We start from the raw sequence: 16,825 nt of genomic DNA, 5'->3' as shown, positions 1-16,825 counted from the left end.
CTTCAGCGCCGATGGTAGTTGGGGGACTCCCCCTGTGAGAGTAGGACGTCGCTAGGCAAGATAAAAGATCAGTTCCTTTTGGGACTGGTCTTTTTTGTGTTTTAACTTATTGTCTTTAAAGGATATTAAAAGGACAAAACAAGTGCAATTCCCGAGCAAAGTGTCCTGTTAGTGCATCCAATGGGACAAAACAAGAACAAAGAACAAGCGAAGTGTCCTGTTGAGACATCTAATTAGACAAAACAAGTGCAAAAGCCTGGCGAAGTGTCCTGTTGGTGCATCCAATAAGACAAAACAGGAGCAAAGACCAATTGAACTGTCCAATTAGAGCATCCAATAGGACAAAGCAAGTGCAATTCCTGAGCAAAGTGTCCTGTTAGTGCATCCAATGGGACAAAACAAGAATAAAGAACAGCCGAAGTGTCCTGTTGAGGCATCCAATAAGACAAAACAAGAGCATACCCCGAGCGACCTGTCCTATTGGTCCATCCAATGGGACAAAACAAGAACAAAGAACAAGCGAAGTGTCCTGTTGAGGTATCCAATAAGACAAAAGAATAGCAAACCCCGAGCGACCTGTCCTATTAGTCCATCCAATAGGACAAAACAAGAAAAAAGAACAAGCAAAGTGTCCTGTTGAGACATCTAATAAGACAAAACAAGTGCAAAAGCCTGGCGAAGTGTCCTGTTGAGGCATCTAATAAGACATAACAAGAGAAAATTCCAATTGAAGTGACCTGTTGGTGCATCCAATAAGACAAACAGGAGCAAATCCAATTGAACTGTCCTATTAGAGCATCCAATAGGACAAAACAAGAGCAAATCCCAATCGACCTGTCCTATTAGCTCATCCAACAAGAAAAACAAAATCATCCCTCCCAAGCCCCTAAACCCTCCACAATCAAAAACTAAATCCAATCTTCTCCTCTAAGAATAAATAAACCAAATAAGGCACTTTATCGGTTGTTAAAGAAAGAAACTGTTGAATAAAAGGATAATCATTACTTGAATATGAATGTAGTAACTCACTCCACCATTCTGTTTCATATCTAGAAATCATACTTAGATTATAAAGCAATAAATAGTGCACCATTATTTCCGGGAAATGAAAGACTTGATCCCGATCCTTTGGAAAATAGTATGATTGATCATAAAAATGATAAAGAATCGGTGAACAGGTTAGTGGAGTAAGACGTTTAGTATTTGAAATGGAGAAAGAGAACGCTTCATGCTTTTCTTCATTTCCTTTGTCCACTAGTAATGGTGAAGGGATAGATGTGAGAATATAGTCTTTAAATCGTCTATCTGTCATATGGAAATGGTCTGCTAATTTTACCGGAAAATGAAGCATTTGATCTTTTCCGCCACCAATAGTTACACTTACTATCTCTGAGTAATGAAGTGAAAAAAGATTGTTCATCTCTGGTAGTTTTTTCAATAGGACTCCCATCGTAAACTTCTCACCTTCAAGATGGTTCACATTAAACATTCGTTCAGAAAAATGAGTGAACAAACCATTCTTTTGTACTTTCACTTCATCCTGAAAAAACTCATAGCTTTGCTTTTTTCGTTTCCTTGTTGAAACCCCATGAGCTAATACAGAAGTTGACTCAGGGTACTGGGGATCAACTGTAAGTAAACAGGCTTTAAGTAATTGCACCATTCCATAAAACAGTAAAACAGGTTTAATTGAGGTGGTTGCTTGTTTAGCGAGTTGGTAATAATTTTGGCCATGTTCAAGATAATAGATAAATGGATAACAATTTTCAAATGCTCTTTTTTCTGGGTCAGTGACATTTAGCTCTTTATAACATTTATGTAAAAATTGTTGTGTTGTGTTCGCTGATTGTAGTGCATTAAATGATTTCCAAATCGTTTCTTGGTCTAACAAACTCAACCCTCCAGTTCTATTAGCCATTGTTTGAATAATCTAACATATTGCTCTGTCCTTGACAGTAGTTTAACCAGTTGTTAATCTACTAATAATATTTTGACAAGAAAAAGGGGGAATTTTTCGTGTGGGAAACTAAATTTGCTAAAGAAGGTCTTACGTTTGATGATGTATTATTAGTACCAGCAAAGTCAGAGGTATTACCAAAGGATGTACAATTAGGTATTGAATTAACAAAAACGTTGAAGTTAAATATTCCGATCATTAGTGCTGGAATGGATACAGTAACAGAAGCAGAAATGGCAATATCAATGGCACGTCAAGGAGGAATAGGTATTATTCACAAAAATATGTCGATTGAGCAACAAGCTGAACAGGTTGACAAAGTTAAACGTTCAGAAAGTGGCGTTATCACCGATCCATTCTCTCTTACTCCTGAACATCAGGTATTTGATGCAGAGCATCTTATGAGTAAATACCGTATCTCTGGTGTTCCAATTGTTAATAATCTTGATGAACAGAAATTAGTTGGAATTCTAACGAATCGAGATCTTCGCTTTATCCAAGACTTTTCCATTCAGATTTCAGATGTTATGACAAAGGAAAATTTAGTTACTGCCCCAGTTGGTACCACTCTTGAGCAAGCTGAAAAGATTCTTCAAAAACATAAAATTGAAAAATTACCTCTTGTAAATGAAGAAGGCGTATTAAAAGGCTTAATCACAATTAAAGATATTGAAAAGGTAATTGAATTTCCTAACTCTGCCAAGGACAGTGTCGGTCGTTTATTAGTAGGTGCTGCTGTCGGTGTTACTTCAGATACAATGCTTCGTGTTGAAAAGCTAGTGAAATCTCAAGTAGATGTTATCGTTCTAGATACGGCACATGGACATTCAGCTGGTGTATTAAGCACAGTTAGAATGATTCGTGATCAATATCCTGATCTAAATATTATTGCTGGTAATGTTGCCACAGCTGAAGGTACTCGTGACCTGATTGAAGCTGGAGCTAATGTTGTTAAGGTAGGAATTGGTCCTGGGTCTATTTGTACAACACGTGTTGTTGCTGGTGTGGGAGTACCACAAATTACAGCTGTTTATGATTGTGCAACAGAAGCAAAAAAGCATGGTGTTTCTATTATAGCTGATGGTGGAATTAAGTACTCTGGTGACATTGTGAAGGCATTAGCAGCAGGAGGACATGCTGTTATGCTTGGAAGCTTACTTGCTGGTGTTTCTGAAAGTCCAGGAGAAACTGAAATCTTCCAAGGTAGACGATTCAAGGTATATCGAGGTATGGGTTCAGTTGGAGCAATGGAAAAAGGAAGTAAAGACCGTTATTTCCAAGAGGATAATAAGAAATTTGTTCCAGAAGGAATTGAAGGACGTTTGCCATATAAAGGACCTTTATCTGATACACTGTATCAATTAGTTGGAGGAATTCGTTCAGGTATGGGTTATTGTGGAACGGCAACAATCAATGACTTACGAGAACATTCTCAATTTATTCGAATGACTGGTGCTGGTTTACGTGAAAGCCATCCACATGATGTACAAATTACAAAAGAAGCACCTAATTATTCATTATCTTAAGTAGTAATTACGGTACGGAAGATAAAGTACAAACCATAAACTGTAGGAATTGGAAGTAGGCAGAGTTCGACTCTGTCTATTTTTTTTGAAACAACTGTGATAAAATAACCTTTGTGTTTTAATCTAAGATGGAGGTCTCAGTAGTGAAAAAATTAATACAAAAAGGATTAACTTTAAGCTTAATAACAACTTTATTCTTTTCATTGTTTTTGAATGTATCTACTTCTGTATATGCAGAAACAGATTCACTAAATATAGAAGCAGAAGGTGCTATTTTAATAGAGGCAACAACAGGAAAAATATTGTATGAAAAGAATGCAGACAAGTTACTTGGAATTGCTAGTATGACAAAAATGATGACTGAGTATCTTTTATTAGAAGCGATACATGATAAGAGTGTTACTTGGGATCAACAATATAATGTAAGTGATTATGTTTATAGAATCTCTCAAAATCGTAGTCTATCAAATGTTCCACTTAGAGCAGATGGAACATACTCTGTACAGGAATTATATGAGGCAATGGCAATTTATTCTGCAAATGGTGCAACCATTGCATTAGCAGAGGTTATTGCTGGTTCAGAATCTAATTTCGTTAAAATGATGAATGATAAAGCAGTTGAATTAGGCTTAGAGGATTATAAGTTTGTTAATTCAACTGGTCTTAATAATCGTGATTTAGTAGGATTACATCCTGAAGGCACAGGTGCTGAGGATGAAAATGAAATGACAGCTAGAGCTACTGCACAATTAGCTTATCATCTCTTAAAGGATTTTCCTGAAATACTAGAAACAGCAAGTATTCCAAAGAAGAAGTTCAGAGAAGGTACAGATGATGAAATTGACATGTCTAACTGGAACTGGATGCTTCCAACTTTAGTCTATCAACATCCAAATGTAGATGGAATTAAGACGGGATCAACTGATTATGCTGGCTATGGCTTTACAGGAACAGCTGAAAAAGATGGTGTACGCTTTATTACTGTTGTATTAAAAACAGATAGCTATAAAGCTAGATTTGATGAAACAAGAAAAATGTTGGATTATGCATTAGGAAACTACACGTTTGAAGAAATCTATCCAGAGAATTATCAAATTCCAGATAGTGAAACTTTACCAGTTGTAAAAGGGAAAGAAAAGCAAGTCGAGATTCACACATCAAGCCCTATTTCAGTGTTAGTGAAGCGTGGCGAGAAAGCTGAAGAAGTGTATCAAGCAAGCTTTAAAATTGATGAGAAAGCTATCACAAAGGACGGAGAGTTAACTGCTCCATTAGAAAAAGGTTCAAAAGTTGGTACATTTGAGGTAACTAGCACAGGTGGATTAAATCTTGGATATGTTATTACAGATGGACAAAACGCAATGAGCTCAGATGTGGTTATAAGTGAAGATGTTGAAAAGGCAAATTGGTTTGTTTTAATGATGAGAGGCATCGGTGGTTTTTTTGGTAACATTTGGTCAGGTGCCGCAGACGGGTTAAAAGGTTTGTTTTAAAATAGTACTTCCTGCTTACAATAAGCAGGGAGTTTTTTTATACAAAACAGCTAAGGAGCCTGAAAATAATAATTTTTAATAGGATTTTTTCACAAACTAAGGTAAAATAATGGACAGGCGTTTTTTTATTCTTAGAAATATCAAATTATTGTAGGATTTTGTATTTTTAAGTAAAATATACAAAATAACTACAAGTACATATAGGAGGAATAAAGACATGGTAAACACAGGTACTGATCGAGTAAAACGTGGAATGGCTGAAATGCAAAAGGGCGGCGTTATTATGGACGTTGTTAATGCAGAACAAGCAAAGATTGCAGAAGAAGCAGGTGCGGTTGCTGTAATGGCGTTAGAGCGTGTACCAGCAGATATTCGTGCAGCTGGTGGAGTATCTCGTATGGCTGATCCTACAATTGTTGAGGAAGTAATGAATGCTGTCTCAATTCCTGTAATGGCAAAAGCTCGTATTGGACATATCGTTGAGGCACGTGTATTAGAAGCACTAGGAGTCGATTATATCGATGAAAGTGAAGTATTAACTCCTGCTGATGAGGAGTACCACTTATTGAAGAGTGAGTATACAGTTCCATTCGTATGTGGATGCCGTGATCTTGGTGAAGCAACTCGTCGTATTGCTGAAGGAGCTGCAATGCTTCGTACAAAAGGTGAGCCTGGAACAGGAAACATCGTTGAAGCTGTTCGTCACATGAGAAAAGTAAATGCTCAAATCCGTAAGGTAGCTAGCATGAGTGTTGATGAATTAATGACTGAAGCAAAAAATCTAGGTGCTCCATTCGAATTATTACTTCAAATCAAAAATGAAGGTCGTCTACCAGTTGTTAACTTTGCTGCTGGTGGTGTAGCAACTCCTGCTGATGCTGCTCTTATGATGCAGCTTGGTGCAGATGGTGTATTCGTTGGATCAGGTATTTTCAAATCAGAAAATCCAGCAAAATTTGCACGTGCAATTGTTGAAGCGACTACTCATTACCAAGACTATAAATTAATTGCTGAACTATCAAAAGGATTAGGTTCTGCTATGCAAGGAATCGAAATCTCATCACTATTACCAGAACAACGCATGCAAGAACGTGGCTGGTAAATTAAAAGGCGGAAGAGGCTCGTTCACATCCATAGGATGGTGGAGCAACTGACGGAGAGTGCTTGTCACTCGACAGAAGTTGTGAAGCAGCCGTAGGATGTAGCTTCTGTAGCTAGATTGAATATAAAGCGGAAAAAGCCCGATTACATCCATAGGATGCTGGAGCAACTGTAACTGAATTAAATAAAAGGAGCATAGCACAATGATTAAAATAGGAGTTCTAGGCCTTCAAGGGGCAGTAAGAGAGCATGTGAAATCCATTGAGGCTTGTCAGGCAGAAGCCATTATTGTGAAAAAGGTTGAACAACTAGATGAACTAGATGGTTTAATTATTCCTGGTGGTGAAAGCACGACAATGAGAAGGCTAATTGATAAGTACGGCTTCATGGAGCCATTACGTCAATTTGCTCAATCTGGAAAGCCTATGTTTGGGACATGTGCTGGTTTGATTCTTCTTGCAAAAAAGATTGTTGGCTATGATCAACCTCATTTAGGATTGATGGACATTACGGTTGAACGTAATTCATTTGGACGTCAGGTTGATAGCTTTGAAGCTGAACTAATGATTCCGAATGTAGCTGATGATTTTGTGGGAGTATTTATTCGCGCTCCTCATATTGTTGAAGCAGGTGCAAATGTTGAAATTCTAGCAAAGCACAATGATCGAATTGTTGCCGCAAGAGAAGGACAATTTCTAGGATGTTCATTTCATCCAGAGTTAACAGATGACCATCGTATCACAGCTTACTTTGTGAAGATGGTTGAGGAAGCAAAAACGAAAATTATTGCATAACTCTCTTGCAACTTGGGGAAACTTGTAGTAAATTATGAATTACTAAAATCGAAATTATAAATAAGAACGCGCTGACAGGAAATAGTAACATATTATCTTTCTTAAGAGAGTCGATGGCTGGTGAGAATCGATGTGAGAGATATGTGAATCCATCCTTGAGTAAAAAACGGAACAGTCTAATAGGCTAAGTAAGTTTTTTCGGTTAAAAGACCGTTATTCTTTGAGTGGAGGATATCTTTATATCTTCAACTAGGGTGGCAACGCGGGTAACTCTCGTCCCTTTTAGGGATGGGGGTTTTTTTATTTGTAAAAAAATAGAGGAGGTTTTAATAGTGTTAGATGTAAAATTCTTGCGTTCTAATTTTGAAGAGGTTAAAGCTCGATTACAACACCGTGGTGAGGATTTAAGTGACTTAGGTCGATTTGAAGAACTAGATGTACGTAGACGTGAGCTAATTGCTCAAACTGAGGTATTAAAAGGAAGACGTAATGAAGTATCTGCAGAAATCGCTGTATTAAAACGTGAGAAGAAAGATGCAGATCACCTGATTACAGAAATGAGAGAAGTGGGAGATCAAGTAAAAGTCCTTGATACTGAGCTAAAGGAAGTTGAAGAAACACTTGAAACACTTATGCTTTCTATACCAAATATCCCTCATGAAAGTGTTCCTGTAGGTGAGTCTGAGGATGATAATGTTGAAGTGAGAACATGGGGAGAGATTAAGGATTTCTCATTTGAGCCAAAAGCGCATTGGGATATTGCAGATGAGTTGAAAATTCTTGATTTTGAACGTGCTAGTAAAGTAACAGGAAGCCGTTTTGTTTTCTACAGAGGGCTTGGAGCTAGATTAGAGCGAGCATTACTAAATTTCATGATGGACCTGCATGTTGATGAGCATGGGTATATCGAAGTGCTTCCACCGTATATGGTAAATCGTGCAAGTATGACTGGTACAGGACAATTACCGAAGTTTGAAGAGGATGCCTTTAGAATTGAAAGTGAAGACTATTTCTTAATTCCAACAGCAGAAGTTCCAGTGACGAATCTACATCGCGATGAGATTATTGGTGGTGAAGAATTGCCGATTAAGTATGCTGCATTTAGCGCATGTTTCCGTTCTGAAGCGGGATCTGCTGGTCGTGATACTCGAGGACTTATCCGTCAGCATCAATTTAACAAAGTTGAGCTAGTGAAATTTGTTAAGCCAGAGGATTCTTATGACGAGCTAGAGAAACTAACAGCTAATGCTGAAAAGGTTCTTCAATTGCTAAATCTGCCATATCGTGTGCTAAGCATGTGTAGTGCTGATTTAGGATTTACAGCTGCTAAGAAGTACGACATTGAAGTATGGATTCCAAGCTATGGCACATATCGTGAAATCTCTTCTTGCAGTAATTTTGAAGCATTCCAAGCGAGAAGAGCAAATATTCGTTTCCGTCGTGATCCTAAATCAAAACCAGAGCATGTTCATACATTAAATGGTTCTGGATTAGCATTAGGCCGTACAGTAGCTGCTATCCTAGAAAATTATCAGCAAGAAGATGGAACAGTCATTATCCCAGAAGTGCTTCGTCCTTATATGGGGAATAAAGAAGTAATCGGGAAGTAAAGGTCATGGAGAAGTAGTAGAAATAAGTAATCACTACTACTTCTTTCTTTTTTTAAAAAAAGTTTAAGACAAGTGTTGACTTGTTATATTGATATATGATATATTAGTTTTTGTCGAAACGGAGGAATACCCAAGTCCGGCTGAAGGGATCGGTCTTGAAAACCGACAGGGGTGTTAAAGCCCGCGGGGGTTCGAATCCCTCTTCCTCCGCCATAAAATTTCTAATACAGCGCATAAAATATTGGAGATATAGGGCCACTACAGAAATGTAGTGGTTTTTTGCTATTTATAACGGAAATACATAAAAAAAAGGAGCTATCAAGTGATAGTCTCCTTACTTTTTTAATAATTGTGTTTGATGAATGAAATGAGAGATTTTCTCGATGATCGGTTCAACTGATTGCTCATTTTGGACAATATCATATTCATTTATATTTAAACGAAGAACTGGACAGGCATTAAAGCTGTTAATCCACTTTTCATATCGTCCATGCATTTCTTCCCAATACTCAACAGGTGTTTGCTGTTCCATAGGGCGACCACGCTCTTGAATACGATCTAAGATATCATCAAGACTTCCTTCAAGATATATCAATAGGTTTGGGTGAGGGAAGTAAGGAGTCATGACCATTGCATCAAATAGATTTGTGTAAGTTTCGTAATCAACTGCTGTCATGGTTCCTTTTTCATAATGCATTTTAGCAAATATTCCAGTGTCCTCATAGATGGAACGATCCTGTATAAATCCTCCACCATATTCAAAGATTTTCTTTTGTTCCTTAAATCTTTCTGCAAGGAAGTAAATTTGTAAATGAAAGCTCCAACGTTCAAAATCTTTATAGAAAAGATCTAAATATGGATTAGTATCAACTTTCTCAAATGAGGTTCTAAAGCCTAATCCATTAGCGAGTGCTTTGGTCATTGTCGATTTCCCAACACCTACTGTTCCAGCAATCGTAATGACAGCATTACTTGGAATATCATATTTCTGGCGCAAATTCATCTCTTAAACTCCTTTTATGTGCATGTTTTCGTCAATTTTTGATAGGATCATTTGAAGATCGTTTTGGTTTTGAACAAAATCCAGCTCGTCCCCATTAAACCTGATGACAGGAATTGAAGGGAAGTCTCGCTCAAATCTTTCCATAGCAATTTCATAATCTGCTGATAGCTGCATTAAATACCCAGGATCAATTGACTTTTCAATTTCTCTACCACGTAGTTCGATTCGTTGTAATAAGGTATCGAGACTAGCGTGGAGATAGATAATGATATTTGGAACTGGCATATCAGCGGTTAGGATCTGATAGATTTGTAAGTATTTCTGATATTGAGAAGGTTTCAACGTTCTTTCAGCGAAAATAAGGTTCTTTAATATATGGTAGTCAGCTACAACTGGTAGTTTTTTTTGTAGGAACTTTTCATTAATATCCTCAAGCTGTTTGTATCGATTGCAGAGGAAGAACATTTCGGTTTGAAAGCTGTATTCTTCTATATTTTGATAAAATTTACCGAGAAACGGATTTTCATCCACGATTTCTTTTAATAGTGCATATTGAAAATGCTCTGAGATTGCACGTGCAAGTGAAGTCTTTCCAACGCCAATTGGACCTTCAACTGTTATAAAAGGTGTAATGCTCATAGTGTATTCTCCCCTTTTCCGACACCACTCTAAAATAAGACAGATAAATATCATTTTATCACAGAAGGTCGAATAATGGAGAAAATAAAGTCGAAATGTAGGATGAAGATTTAGGTAAAAAAAAGAACCCATCGCTGAGTTCTAATGCTTTACCACATTGAAGTTTTCTGTAATGAGAAGCCAATTCTGTGGGAATGGGAGACCTAGTTTCCAATAGCTAATCCCTCGTAAATCAAGCTCTTTGATCAGGTCAAATTTAACTTGGATGCTTCTAGCGTCCTCAAACCATACTTTATGGCTCTTTCCATCAGCGTCCTGGTAATCAAAATGAGGAGCTTGAGCTGTCGTGTCATATTGGATTGGAACATTATTCTCAGCGGCAATTTCAATCGCTCTTTGAGGACTCACTGCTCGAGCATATTCTCCACCGGCCACATAAGGCAAAGTCCAATCATACCCATATAAATTTTGACCCATCATTATCTTTGAAGAGGGCATCTCTGTAATCGCATATTCAAGCACTTCACGTACAGGTTGAATTGGAGAAACAGCCATTGGTGGTCCGCCACTATATCCCCATTCATATGTCATGATGACGACAAAATCAGCAATTTCACCATGTGCTCGGTAATCATGTGCCTCATACCAACGTCCTGGTTGATCAGCTCTCGTTTTTGGTGCTAAAGCCGTTGACATCAACCAACCTTCATTGGCAAATCTCTGTTTAGCTTTTCGTAAAAAAGTATTGTAGGCCTCTCTATCTTCAGGGCGCAAATATTCCATATCGAAATGAATATCTCTAAAACCGTATTTTCTTGCTGTTGCAACAATGGTATCTAATAATTTTTCTTGAACTGCTTGAACAGTAAGGATAATTCTCCCTAACTCATCGCTGAACTGTCCCTCTTCCAAGTTTGTCACAACCATCATTAAAGTGACGTCTTGTGATTGGGCAATTTCCGGGAAGTTATTAAGAAGTGGTTCCTTTAAAGTGCCGTCACGTTGAATTTGAAAACTAAATGGAGCAAGATATGTTAAATATGGTGCAGCTTCACGTGCGCTGCGTTCAATGGCAGGAGTAACAGTTGTCCCAAGTGGCTCTACATAGGCGTTTATTTCCTTATCAGGCTTTGGACGCTCGGGGATATACAATCTTAATCCAATATTTAGGGGTTGGTTCGCTTGAATTTGATTTACTTGAGCTAGTTGATCCGGATTAATTCCATATCTTCGTGCAATTGTCCAAAGACTCTCTCCGGGTTGAACCCAATGAAAACGACCAATGATTGGAATAACAAGTGCTTGCCCTACAACCAATCGATTAGGATTTGGAAGATCGTTTGCTTCCACTAGATCATTAACCGTCGTATTGTAGGCTCTTGCAATACCAGTTAAGCTTTGACCCGGCCGAATGACATGAATTTGCATGCTGTCTCATCCTCACTTTCATATCACAAAAGTTTCACCTTTCTATTCTTATGAGTGAGGAGAGAAATAGATGTTATTTTTTGAAAATATCCTTTGAAGGATTTATGTCAGCCTTTAATACGTTTTTCATTAACTTTAAAGCAAATTGTTGATCATCTGGATTAACAGATGCGATACAGTCTTGTGGAATAAGCAAATCGTATTCTCTCATATAAGCATCATTCGCTGTGAATAACACACATATATTTCCGGCGATTCCTGTGATGATTAACGATTCAACCTTTAATTGATGTAAGAGGTCATCTAGAGAGGTACCATAAAACGCGGAATGCTTTGGTTTTATAAGAAAGTAATCATCGTTAGTTGGCGATAGCTGACTAATGATAGGTTCACTTAGTTGATTCAAACAGTGGTCTGAAATTTTTTGATAATCAGCCTGCCTTACCTGATAATGATCATTAATGTAAATGACAGGAAGCCCTCTTTGGTTCATTTCATCTTTTAAATGTAAAATTGGTAAGACAATGTCTTGCGTCTTTTTCACAAGGATTGGACCGTGTTTGAATTGAAAATCATTAATCATATCGATGATTAATAAAGCTGTTTTATTTTTAAATGAAGCGGTCATTGATATCTCCTCTTTTTTGCTGAAAATCTGTTAATAGTGTATGGATGTTCTGCTTCGATTATCCGATTTTGAATTTATACTGGCTGTGATATAGTGTTAAAAGATGGAATGGAAGTAAGGAGATTGAAATCATGAGTATGGATGAATTTTTCATGCGAAAAGCAATCGATCAAGCGAAGTTAGCAGAAGAAATAGGAGAAGTTCCGATTGGAGCGGTGATTGTCATAGAAGATCAAATCATTGCTTCTGCTCATAATTTGCGTGAAACAGAGCAAAGGTCGGTGGCCCATGCTGAAATATTAGCGATCGATCAGGCGTGTAAAAATACAGGGTCATGGAGACTAGAGAATGCAACACTTTATGTAACACTGGAGCCTTGTCCTATGTGTGCTGGGGCAATTATGTTATCTAGAATAAAACGAGTCGTTTTTGGGGCAACAGATCCTAAAGGTGGATGTGCTGGTACGCTGATGAATCTTCTGCAGGAAGACCGATTTAACCATCAATCAGAAGTTATAGCAGGAGTGCTAGAAAACGAGTGTGGTGAAATGCTAAGTCAGTTTTTCCGTCAGCTACGACAACAAAAAAAGAAACATAAGAAATGAAACGAGTTATGCATTTTCCAAATAATAGACAACTCTTAGACATTGCAATTCAAATGAAAACAAGTTATACTTGTATTTGCCGTGCTAAGCGGGGAGGTAGCGGTGCCCTGTACTCGCAATCCGCTCTAGCGAGGCCGAATCCCTTCTTAGAGGGTAGTCTACTGTAGGGTCAGCCCCAAGTAAGTGGTGTTGACGTCTGGGTCCTACGCAATGGGAACCCATGAACCCTGTCAGGTCCGGAAGGAAGCAGCAGTAAGTGGACTCTCCCATGTGCCGTAGGGTTGCCTGGACCGAGCTAACTGCTTGGGTAACGCTTATGGTAGCTATTCGAAAGAAGGTGCACGGCATCTTACTTAATGATTACAAACCCATTCTGATGAGTGGGTTTTTTTCATATCATCCAAAAGTGAAATAATCGTTTTTGAAAAGATGGATATACATACTGTATAATATATAAGATAGGTACAAGTAGGGAGGGCAATTACATGGCATATCAAGCATTATATCGTGTTTTCCGGCCACAATCATTTCAGGATGTTGTTGGACAGGAGCATATAACCAAAACACTGCAGAATGCCCTACTTCAGGAGAAGTTCTCGCATGCTTACTTATTTTCTGGGCCAAGAGGTACAGGGAAAACAAGTGCAGCGAAAATATTAGCAAAAGCAGTGAATTGTGAGCGAGCACCAGTTGCTGAGCCATGTAACGAGTGTCCGTCCTGTCTAGGTATTACGGATGGTTCGATTTCAGATGTATTAGAAATTGATGCTGCATCAAATAATGGTGTTGATGAAATTCGTGATATCAGAGATAAGGTTAAGTATGCTCCAAGTTCAGTCAGATATAAGGTTTATATTGTGGATGAAGTACACATGCTATCGATCGGTGCCTTTAATGCATTATTAAAAACATTGGAAGAGCCTCCAAGACATGTCATCTTCTTATTAGCAACAACGGAGCCTCATAAGATTCCTTTAACGATTATTTCAAGATGTCAACGCTTTGACTTCAGAAGAATCACTGCACAATCAATTGTTGGACGGATGAAGACCATTATTGAAGAACAACAGGTAAGCGTATCTGATGAAGCGCTTCAAGTTGTGGCAAGAGCAGCAGATGGTGGAATGCGTGATGCGCTAAGCTTGTTAGATCAAGTTATTTCCTTTAGTGAAGGTGAAGTTAGTCTAGAGGATGTTCTAACCATTACCGGCTCAGTCTCACACCGGTTTTTAACAACCATTGTAACAGCTATTAACCAACAGGATGTCCATACAGCATTAAAGTCACTAGATCAAATGATGGAGAATGGAAAGGACCCTGTTCGATTCTTAGAGGATTTAATCTTTTACTATCGAGACATGTTATTATTCCAAACAGCTCCACAGCTTGAGGAAGTTATGCAGCGGCAAGCGATTGATGATGAATTTGAATCTCTAGCAAGTAGTACAAGTCGTGAAGGTATTTATGAAATCATCGAAATCCTTAATCATTCACAACAAGAAATGAAGTGGACCAATCATCCACGAATTTTCTTAGAGATGGCACTTGTGAAATTATGTCAGCTAGGTAGAACGAATACAAGTCAAGAATCATCAGCAGAGGTTAATACTTTACTCTCACGAATCAATCACCTAGAAACTGAACTAAAGGATTTGAAGAGTAAGGGGATTACAGTTAATCAAGAAGCGGGAACTGGATCGACAACGGAAAAAAGACCTCAAAAGGTTTTACGAAGTGGATACAAAACACCTGTCGGAAGGATTAATGAAATTTTAAAGCAAGCAACAAGACCAAACCTAGAGGTGATTAAATCACGCTGGGGAGAAATGCTCGATCAGTTAAGAAAGCAAAATAAAGTTTCACACGCAGCTCTATTAACGGATAGCGAACCAGTTGCAGCAGGAGAACATTCATTTGTTCTTAAATTCAAATATGAAATCCACTGTAAGATGGTTGCTGAAAACAATAACAACGTCCGTGACAATCTTGAGAATATTTTATATGATATTACAGGTAAACGGTTTGAGATGATAGGTGTCCCTGAGGATGAATGGGGAAATATCAGAGAAGAGTTTTTACGTGAGCAAAGACATACAAATCAGGACAATGCAAAGGAAGAGGAAGAAGATCCACTGATTGCAGAAGCGATGAAAATTGTAGGTACAGAGCTCATTGAAATAAAAGAATAATAAATTAAATGGAGGTCATGAATATGATGCGTGGCGGCGGAAATATGCAAAAAATGATGAAACAAATGCAAAAAATGCAAAAGGATATGGCAAAGGCTCAAGAAGAGCTTGCTTTAAAAACAGTTGAAGGAACTGCTGGTGGTGGCATGGTCACTGTTATTGCTAACGGTCAAAAGGAAATCATTGATGTAAAAATCAAAGAGGAAGTTGTAGATCCAGAAGATATTGAAATGTTACAAGATCTTGTGCTAGCAGCTACAAATGATGCTTTGAAGAAAATGGAAGACTTAACAAATGAAACAATGGGGCAATTTACTAAGGGAATGAATTTACCCTTCTAAATCCTAAGTTTCAACCATACTATGGTTTTTAGGAGGAAATTGATACTATATGCATTATCCTGAACCAATATCGAAGCTCATTGATAGCTTTATGAAGTTGCCAGGGATTGGCCCTAAAACAGCCGTTCGCTTGGCTTTTTTTGTTCTAAGTATGAAAGAAGATGTTGTATTAGATTTTGCTAAAGCATTAGTAAATGCAAAGAGAAACCTTACTTATTGCTCTACTTGTGGTCATATTACGGATCAGGATCCGTGTTATATTTGTGAGGACGAGCGTCGTGACAAAACAATCATATGTGTCCTTCAAGATCCAAAAGATGTCATCGCAATGGAAAAAATGAAGGAATACAATGGTTTATACCATGTACTACACGGTGCAATTTCCCCAATGGATGGAATTGGTCCGGAGGATATAAAAATACCTGAATTGTTAAAAAGACTTCAGGATGACACGGTACAAGAGCTTATTTTAGCAACGAATCCAAACATAGAAGGTGAAGCAACTGCTATGTATATCTCGCGCCTATTAAAACCTACAGGGATAAGGGTTACAAGAATTGCCCATGGACTACCTGTAGGGGGAGATTTAGAATATGCAGATGAAGTTACTCTCTCAAAGGCGATTCAAGGAAGACGTGAATTGTAATCGAAGGGGGATTCGTGTATGTTCTTTCGAAAAAAAGGAAAACTTCGTAAAGAGATGGATGAAGAACTCTTACGACAGCTCGAGATTCTAAAAGAAGACTGGATGAAGCAAAAAATCTTAATTGAAAAAAGTATAGATCCAGCAGAAGATATTCTAAATGAATTAAAGCTAGCGGAATCTAAATATTTCTTTCTACTAAGAGAAGCGAAACAAAGGAAATTGTTTTTAGGGAAGTCATAAGACTTTCCTTTTTTAGTTCTGTTTTTTTCTCCCCTTCATACATTAGTAGTACAAGTTATTTGAAGGAGTGTGAAAAATGGAACCAATTATCGTGATTTCGATTGTAGGTGTATTAGTACTGCTCTTATTATTAGTGGGTGCACCGATTAAGCCTATTCGTTTAATTGGACAAGGTGTAGTAAAGATTATGATCGGAGCACTATTATTATTCTTCTTAAATGCCTTCGGATCGACTCTTGGATTGCATGTTCCAATAAACTTAGTGACGTCTACTATTTCTGGATTACTTGGTTTACCTGGGTTAGCAGCGCTAGTCGTTATAGAGAGGTTTATTCTATAGAAAACAAGTGGGATCACCCATTTGTTTTTTTGTTTGACAATAATTTAGGAGTGTGATAAATTATATTTCGGTCGTCAGAGGCCAAACAAATCTTAAAAAACTTTTTAAAAAAATATATTGACCTAATATAAGTTGATATGATATATTATTTAAGTCGCCTCGACGAGACGACGAAAAAGTTCTTTGAAAACTGAACACAATAAACAAGCGTCAACGTTTTATCAAGTAACAAATTATTGAGCAATCAATACTCTTTTTGGAGAGTTTGATCCTGGCTCAGGATGA

16 protein-coding genes, 1 tRNA gene, 1 other RNA gene and 1 other annotated feature are annotated in these 16,825 nt (G+C 37.8%); of the genes, 13 read left to right on the top strand and 5 right to left on the bottom strand.

Translation table 11 applies throughout. From position 1 onward, the window contains the following. Nucleotides 1-901: 901 nt before the first annotated feature. Nucleotides 902-1,891 carry a YaaC family protein gene (locus tag F7888_RS21710; RefSeq protein ID WP_225228954.1) on the bottom strand — a complete coding sequence of 330 codons (990 nt, stop codon included), beginning with the start codon at nt 1,889-1,891 and terminating at the stop codon, nt 902-904. A gap of 125 nt (nt 1,892-2,016) precedes the next feature. On the opposite strand from F7888_RS21710, the gene guaB reads away from it, so the two are divergent. From guaB to F7888_RS21680, 6 genes are all read left to right on the top strand, one after another. Next, on the top strand, nt 2,017-3,483 hold the full coding sequence (guaB, locus tag F7888_RS21705) for an IMP dehydrogenase (RefSeq protein ID WP_191783390.1): 1,467 nt from the start codon (nt 2,017-2,019) through the stop codon (nt 3,481-3,483). A gap of 128 nt (nt 3,484-3,611) precedes the next feature. Then, nucleotides 3,612-4,976, top strand: a complete 1,365-nt coding sequence (locus F7888_RS21700; RefSeq protein WP_191783388.1) for a serine hydrolase — start codon at nt 3,612-3,614, stop codon at nt 4,974-4,976. 217 nt (nt 4,977-5,193) lie between these two features. Continuing rightward, nucleotides 5,194-6,078 carry a pyridoxal 5'-phosphate synthase lyase subunit PdxS gene (pdxS, locus tag F7888_RS21695; RefSeq protein ID WP_191783386.1) on the top strand — a complete coding sequence of 295 codons (885 nt, stop codon included), beginning with the start codon at nt 5,194-5,196 and terminating at the stop codon, nt 6,076-6,078. Between the two features lie 202 nt (nt 6,079-6,280). Further along, the gene (pdxT, locus tag F7888_RS21690; RefSeq protein ID WP_191783384.1) at nt 6,281-6,871 is read left to right on the top strand and encodes a pyridoxal 5'-phosphate synthase glutaminase subunit PdxT; all 591 of its coding nucleotides are present in this window, start codon (nt 6,281-6,283) and stop codon (nt 6,869-6,871) included. Between the two features lie 62 nt (nt 6,872-6,933). Beyond that, nucleotides 6,934-7,155, top strand: a binding site (T-box leader). A gap of 48 nt (nt 7,156-7,203) precedes the next feature. Then, on the top strand, nt 7,204-8,481 hold the full coding sequence (serS, locus tag F7888_RS21685) for a serine--tRNA ligase (RefSeq protein WP_191783382.1): 1,278 nt from the start codon (nt 7,204-7,206) through the stop codon (nt 8,479-8,481). A 120-nt stretch (nt 8,482-8,601) separates the two neighbouring features. Further along, nucleotides 8,602-8,694: transfer RNA gene (locus F7888_RS21680), tRNA-Ser, on the top strand. Between the two features lie 121 nt (nt 8,695-8,815). On the opposite strand, the gene F7888_RS21675 is transcribed toward F7888_RS21680, so the two are convergent. The 4 genes from F7888_RS21675 to F7888_RS21660 all read right to left on the bottom strand — a co-directional run bounded on the left by F7888_RS21675 (nt 8,816) and on the right by F7888_RS21660 (nt 12,179). Further along, complete coding sequence (locus F7888_RS21675; RefSeq protein WP_191783380.1) at nt 8,816-9,484, bottom strand: deoxynucleoside kinase; 669 nt, start codon at nt 9,482-9,484, stop codon at nt 8,816-8,818. Between the two features lie 3 nt (nt 9,485-9,487). Next, the gene (locus F7888_RS21670; protein ID WP_191783378.1) at nt 9,488-10,123 is read right to left on the bottom strand and encodes a deoxynucleoside kinase; all 636 of its coding nucleotides are present in this window, start codon (nt 10,121-10,123) and stop codon (nt 9,488-9,490) included. 141 nt (nt 10,124-10,264) lie between these two features. Continuing rightward, nucleotides 10,265-11,551 carry a LysM peptidoglycan-binding domain-containing protein gene (locus F7888_RS21665; RefSeq protein ID WP_191783376.1) on the bottom strand — a complete coding sequence of 429 codons (1,287 nt, stop codon included), beginning with the start codon at nt 11,549-11,551 and terminating at the stop codon, nt 10,265-10,267. Nucleotides 11,552-11,624: 73 nt separating this feature from the next. Beyond that, nucleotides 11,625-12,179 carry a cysteine hydrolase family protein gene (locus F7888_RS21660; RefSeq protein ID WP_191783374.1) on the bottom strand — a complete coding sequence of 185 codons (555 nt, stop codon included), beginning with the start codon at nt 12,177-12,179 and terminating at the stop codon, nt 11,625-11,627. 131 nt (nt 12,180-12,310) lie between these two features. Here F7888_RS21660 and tadA point away from each other — a divergent pair, with 131 nt between their 5' ends. The 7 genes from tadA to F7888_RS21625 all read left to right on the top strand — a co-directional run bounded on the left by tadA (nt 12,311) and on the right by F7888_RS21625 (nt 16,540). Continuing rightward, nucleotides 12,311-12,784, top strand: a complete 474-nt coding sequence (gene tadA, locus F7888_RS21655) for a tRNA adenosine(34) deaminase TadA (protein WP_191783372.1) — start codon at nt 12,311-12,313, stop codon at nt 12,782-12,784. 79 nt (nt 12,785-12,863) lie between these two features. Continuing rightward, nucleotides 12,864-13,129: signal recognition particle sRNA large type (ffs, locus tag F7888_RS21650), an RNA gene on the top strand. A 140-nt stretch (nt 13,130-13,269) separates the two neighbouring features. Next, on the top strand, nt 13,270-14,973 hold the full coding sequence (dnaX, locus tag F7888_RS21645; protein ID WP_191783369.1) for a DNA polymerase III subunit gamma/tau: 1,704 nt from the start codon (nt 13,270-13,272) through the stop codon (nt 14,971-14,973). Between the two features lie 26 nt (nt 14,974-14,999). Further along, entirely contained in the window at nt 15,000-15,314 is a 315-nt protein-coding gene (locus tag F7888_RS21640) for a YbaB/EbfC family nucleoid-associated protein (protein ID WP_191783394.1), read from the top strand. A 49-nt stretch (nt 15,315-15,363) separates the two neighbouring features. After that, nucleotides 15,364-15,960: a recombination mediator RecR gene (gene recR / locus F7888_RS21635; protein WP_191783368.1), complete on the top strand. Its 597-nt coding sequence runs from the start codon at nt 15,364-15,366 to the stop codon at nt 15,958-15,960. Between the two features lie 18 nt (nt 15,961-15,978). Then, nucleotides 15,979-16,200, top strand: a complete 222-nt coding sequence (locus F7888_RS21630) for a YaaL family protein (protein WP_191783366.1) — start codon at nt 15,979-15,981, stop codon at nt 16,198-16,200. A 76-nt stretch (nt 16,201-16,276) separates the two neighbouring features. After that, on the top strand, nt 16,277-16,540 hold the full coding sequence (locus tag F7888_RS21625; protein ID WP_191783364.1) for a pro-sigmaK processing inhibitor BofA family protein: 264 nt from the start codon (nt 16,277-16,279) through the stop codon (nt 16,538-16,540). Nucleotides 16,541-16,825: the final 285 nt, after the last annotated feature.

The sequence above is a fragment of the Litchfieldia stipae genome (assembly GCF_014837155.1).
GTDB lineage: Bacteria > Bacillota > Bacilli > Bacillales > Bacillaceae_L > Litchfieldia.
Note: the sequence above shows the minus strand (reverse complement) of the source record. Positions and strands in the feature narration are given on the sequence as shown.

Bases quoted from the DNA above. Each gene is read 5' to 3' on its own strand.
- F7888_RS21675 (WP_191783380.1), bottom strand. From the start codon at position 9,484: ATGAATTTGCGCCAGAAATATGATATTCCAAGTAATGCTGTCATTACG.
- pdxT (WP_191783384.1), top strand. From the start codon at position 6,281: ATGATTAAAATAGGAGTTCTAGGCCTTCAAGGGGCAGTAAGAGAGCAT.
- F7888_RS21665 (WP_191783376.1), bottom strand. From the start codon at position 11,551: ATGCAAATTCATGTCATTCGGCCGGGTCAAAGCTTAACTGGTATTGCA.
- F7888_RS21630 (WP_191783366.1), top strand. From the start codon at position 15,979: ATGTTCTTTCGAAAAAAAGGAAAACTTCGTAAAGAGATGGATGAAGAA.
- F7888_RS21700 (WP_191783388.1), top strand. From the start codon at position 3,612: ATGGAGGTCTCAGTAGTGAAAAAATTAATACAAAAAGGATTAACTTTA.
- F7888_RS21640 (WP_191783394.1), top strand. From the start codon at position 15,000: ATGCGTGGCGGCGGAAATATGCAAAAAATGATGAAACAAATGCAAAAA.
- recR (WP_191783368.1), top strand. From the start codon at position 15,364: ATGCATTATCCTGAACCAATATCGAAGCTCATTGATAGCTTTATGAAG.
- F7888_RS21670 (WP_191783378.1), bottom strand. From the start codon at position 10,123: ATGAGCATTACACCTTTTATAACAGTTGAAGGTCCAATTGGCGTTGGA.
- tadA (WP_191783372.1), top strand. From the start codon at position 12,311: ATGAGTATGGATGAATTTTTCATGCGAAAAGCAATCGATCAAGCGAAG.
- pdxS (WP_191783386.1), top strand. From the start codon at position 5,194: ATGGTAAACACAGGTACTGATCGAGTAAAACGTGGAATGGCTGAAATG.
- dnaX (WP_191783369.1), top strand. From the start codon at position 13,270: ATGGCATATCAAGCATTATATCGTGTTTTCCGGCCACAATCATTTCAG.
- F7888_RS21660 (WP_191783374.1), bottom strand. From the start codon at position 12,179: ATGACCGCTTCATTTAAAAATAAAACAGCTTTATTAATCATCGATATG.
- F7888_RS21625 (WP_191783364.1), top strand. From the start codon at position 16,277: ATGGAACCAATTATCGTGATTTCGATTGTAGGTGTATTAGTACTGCTC.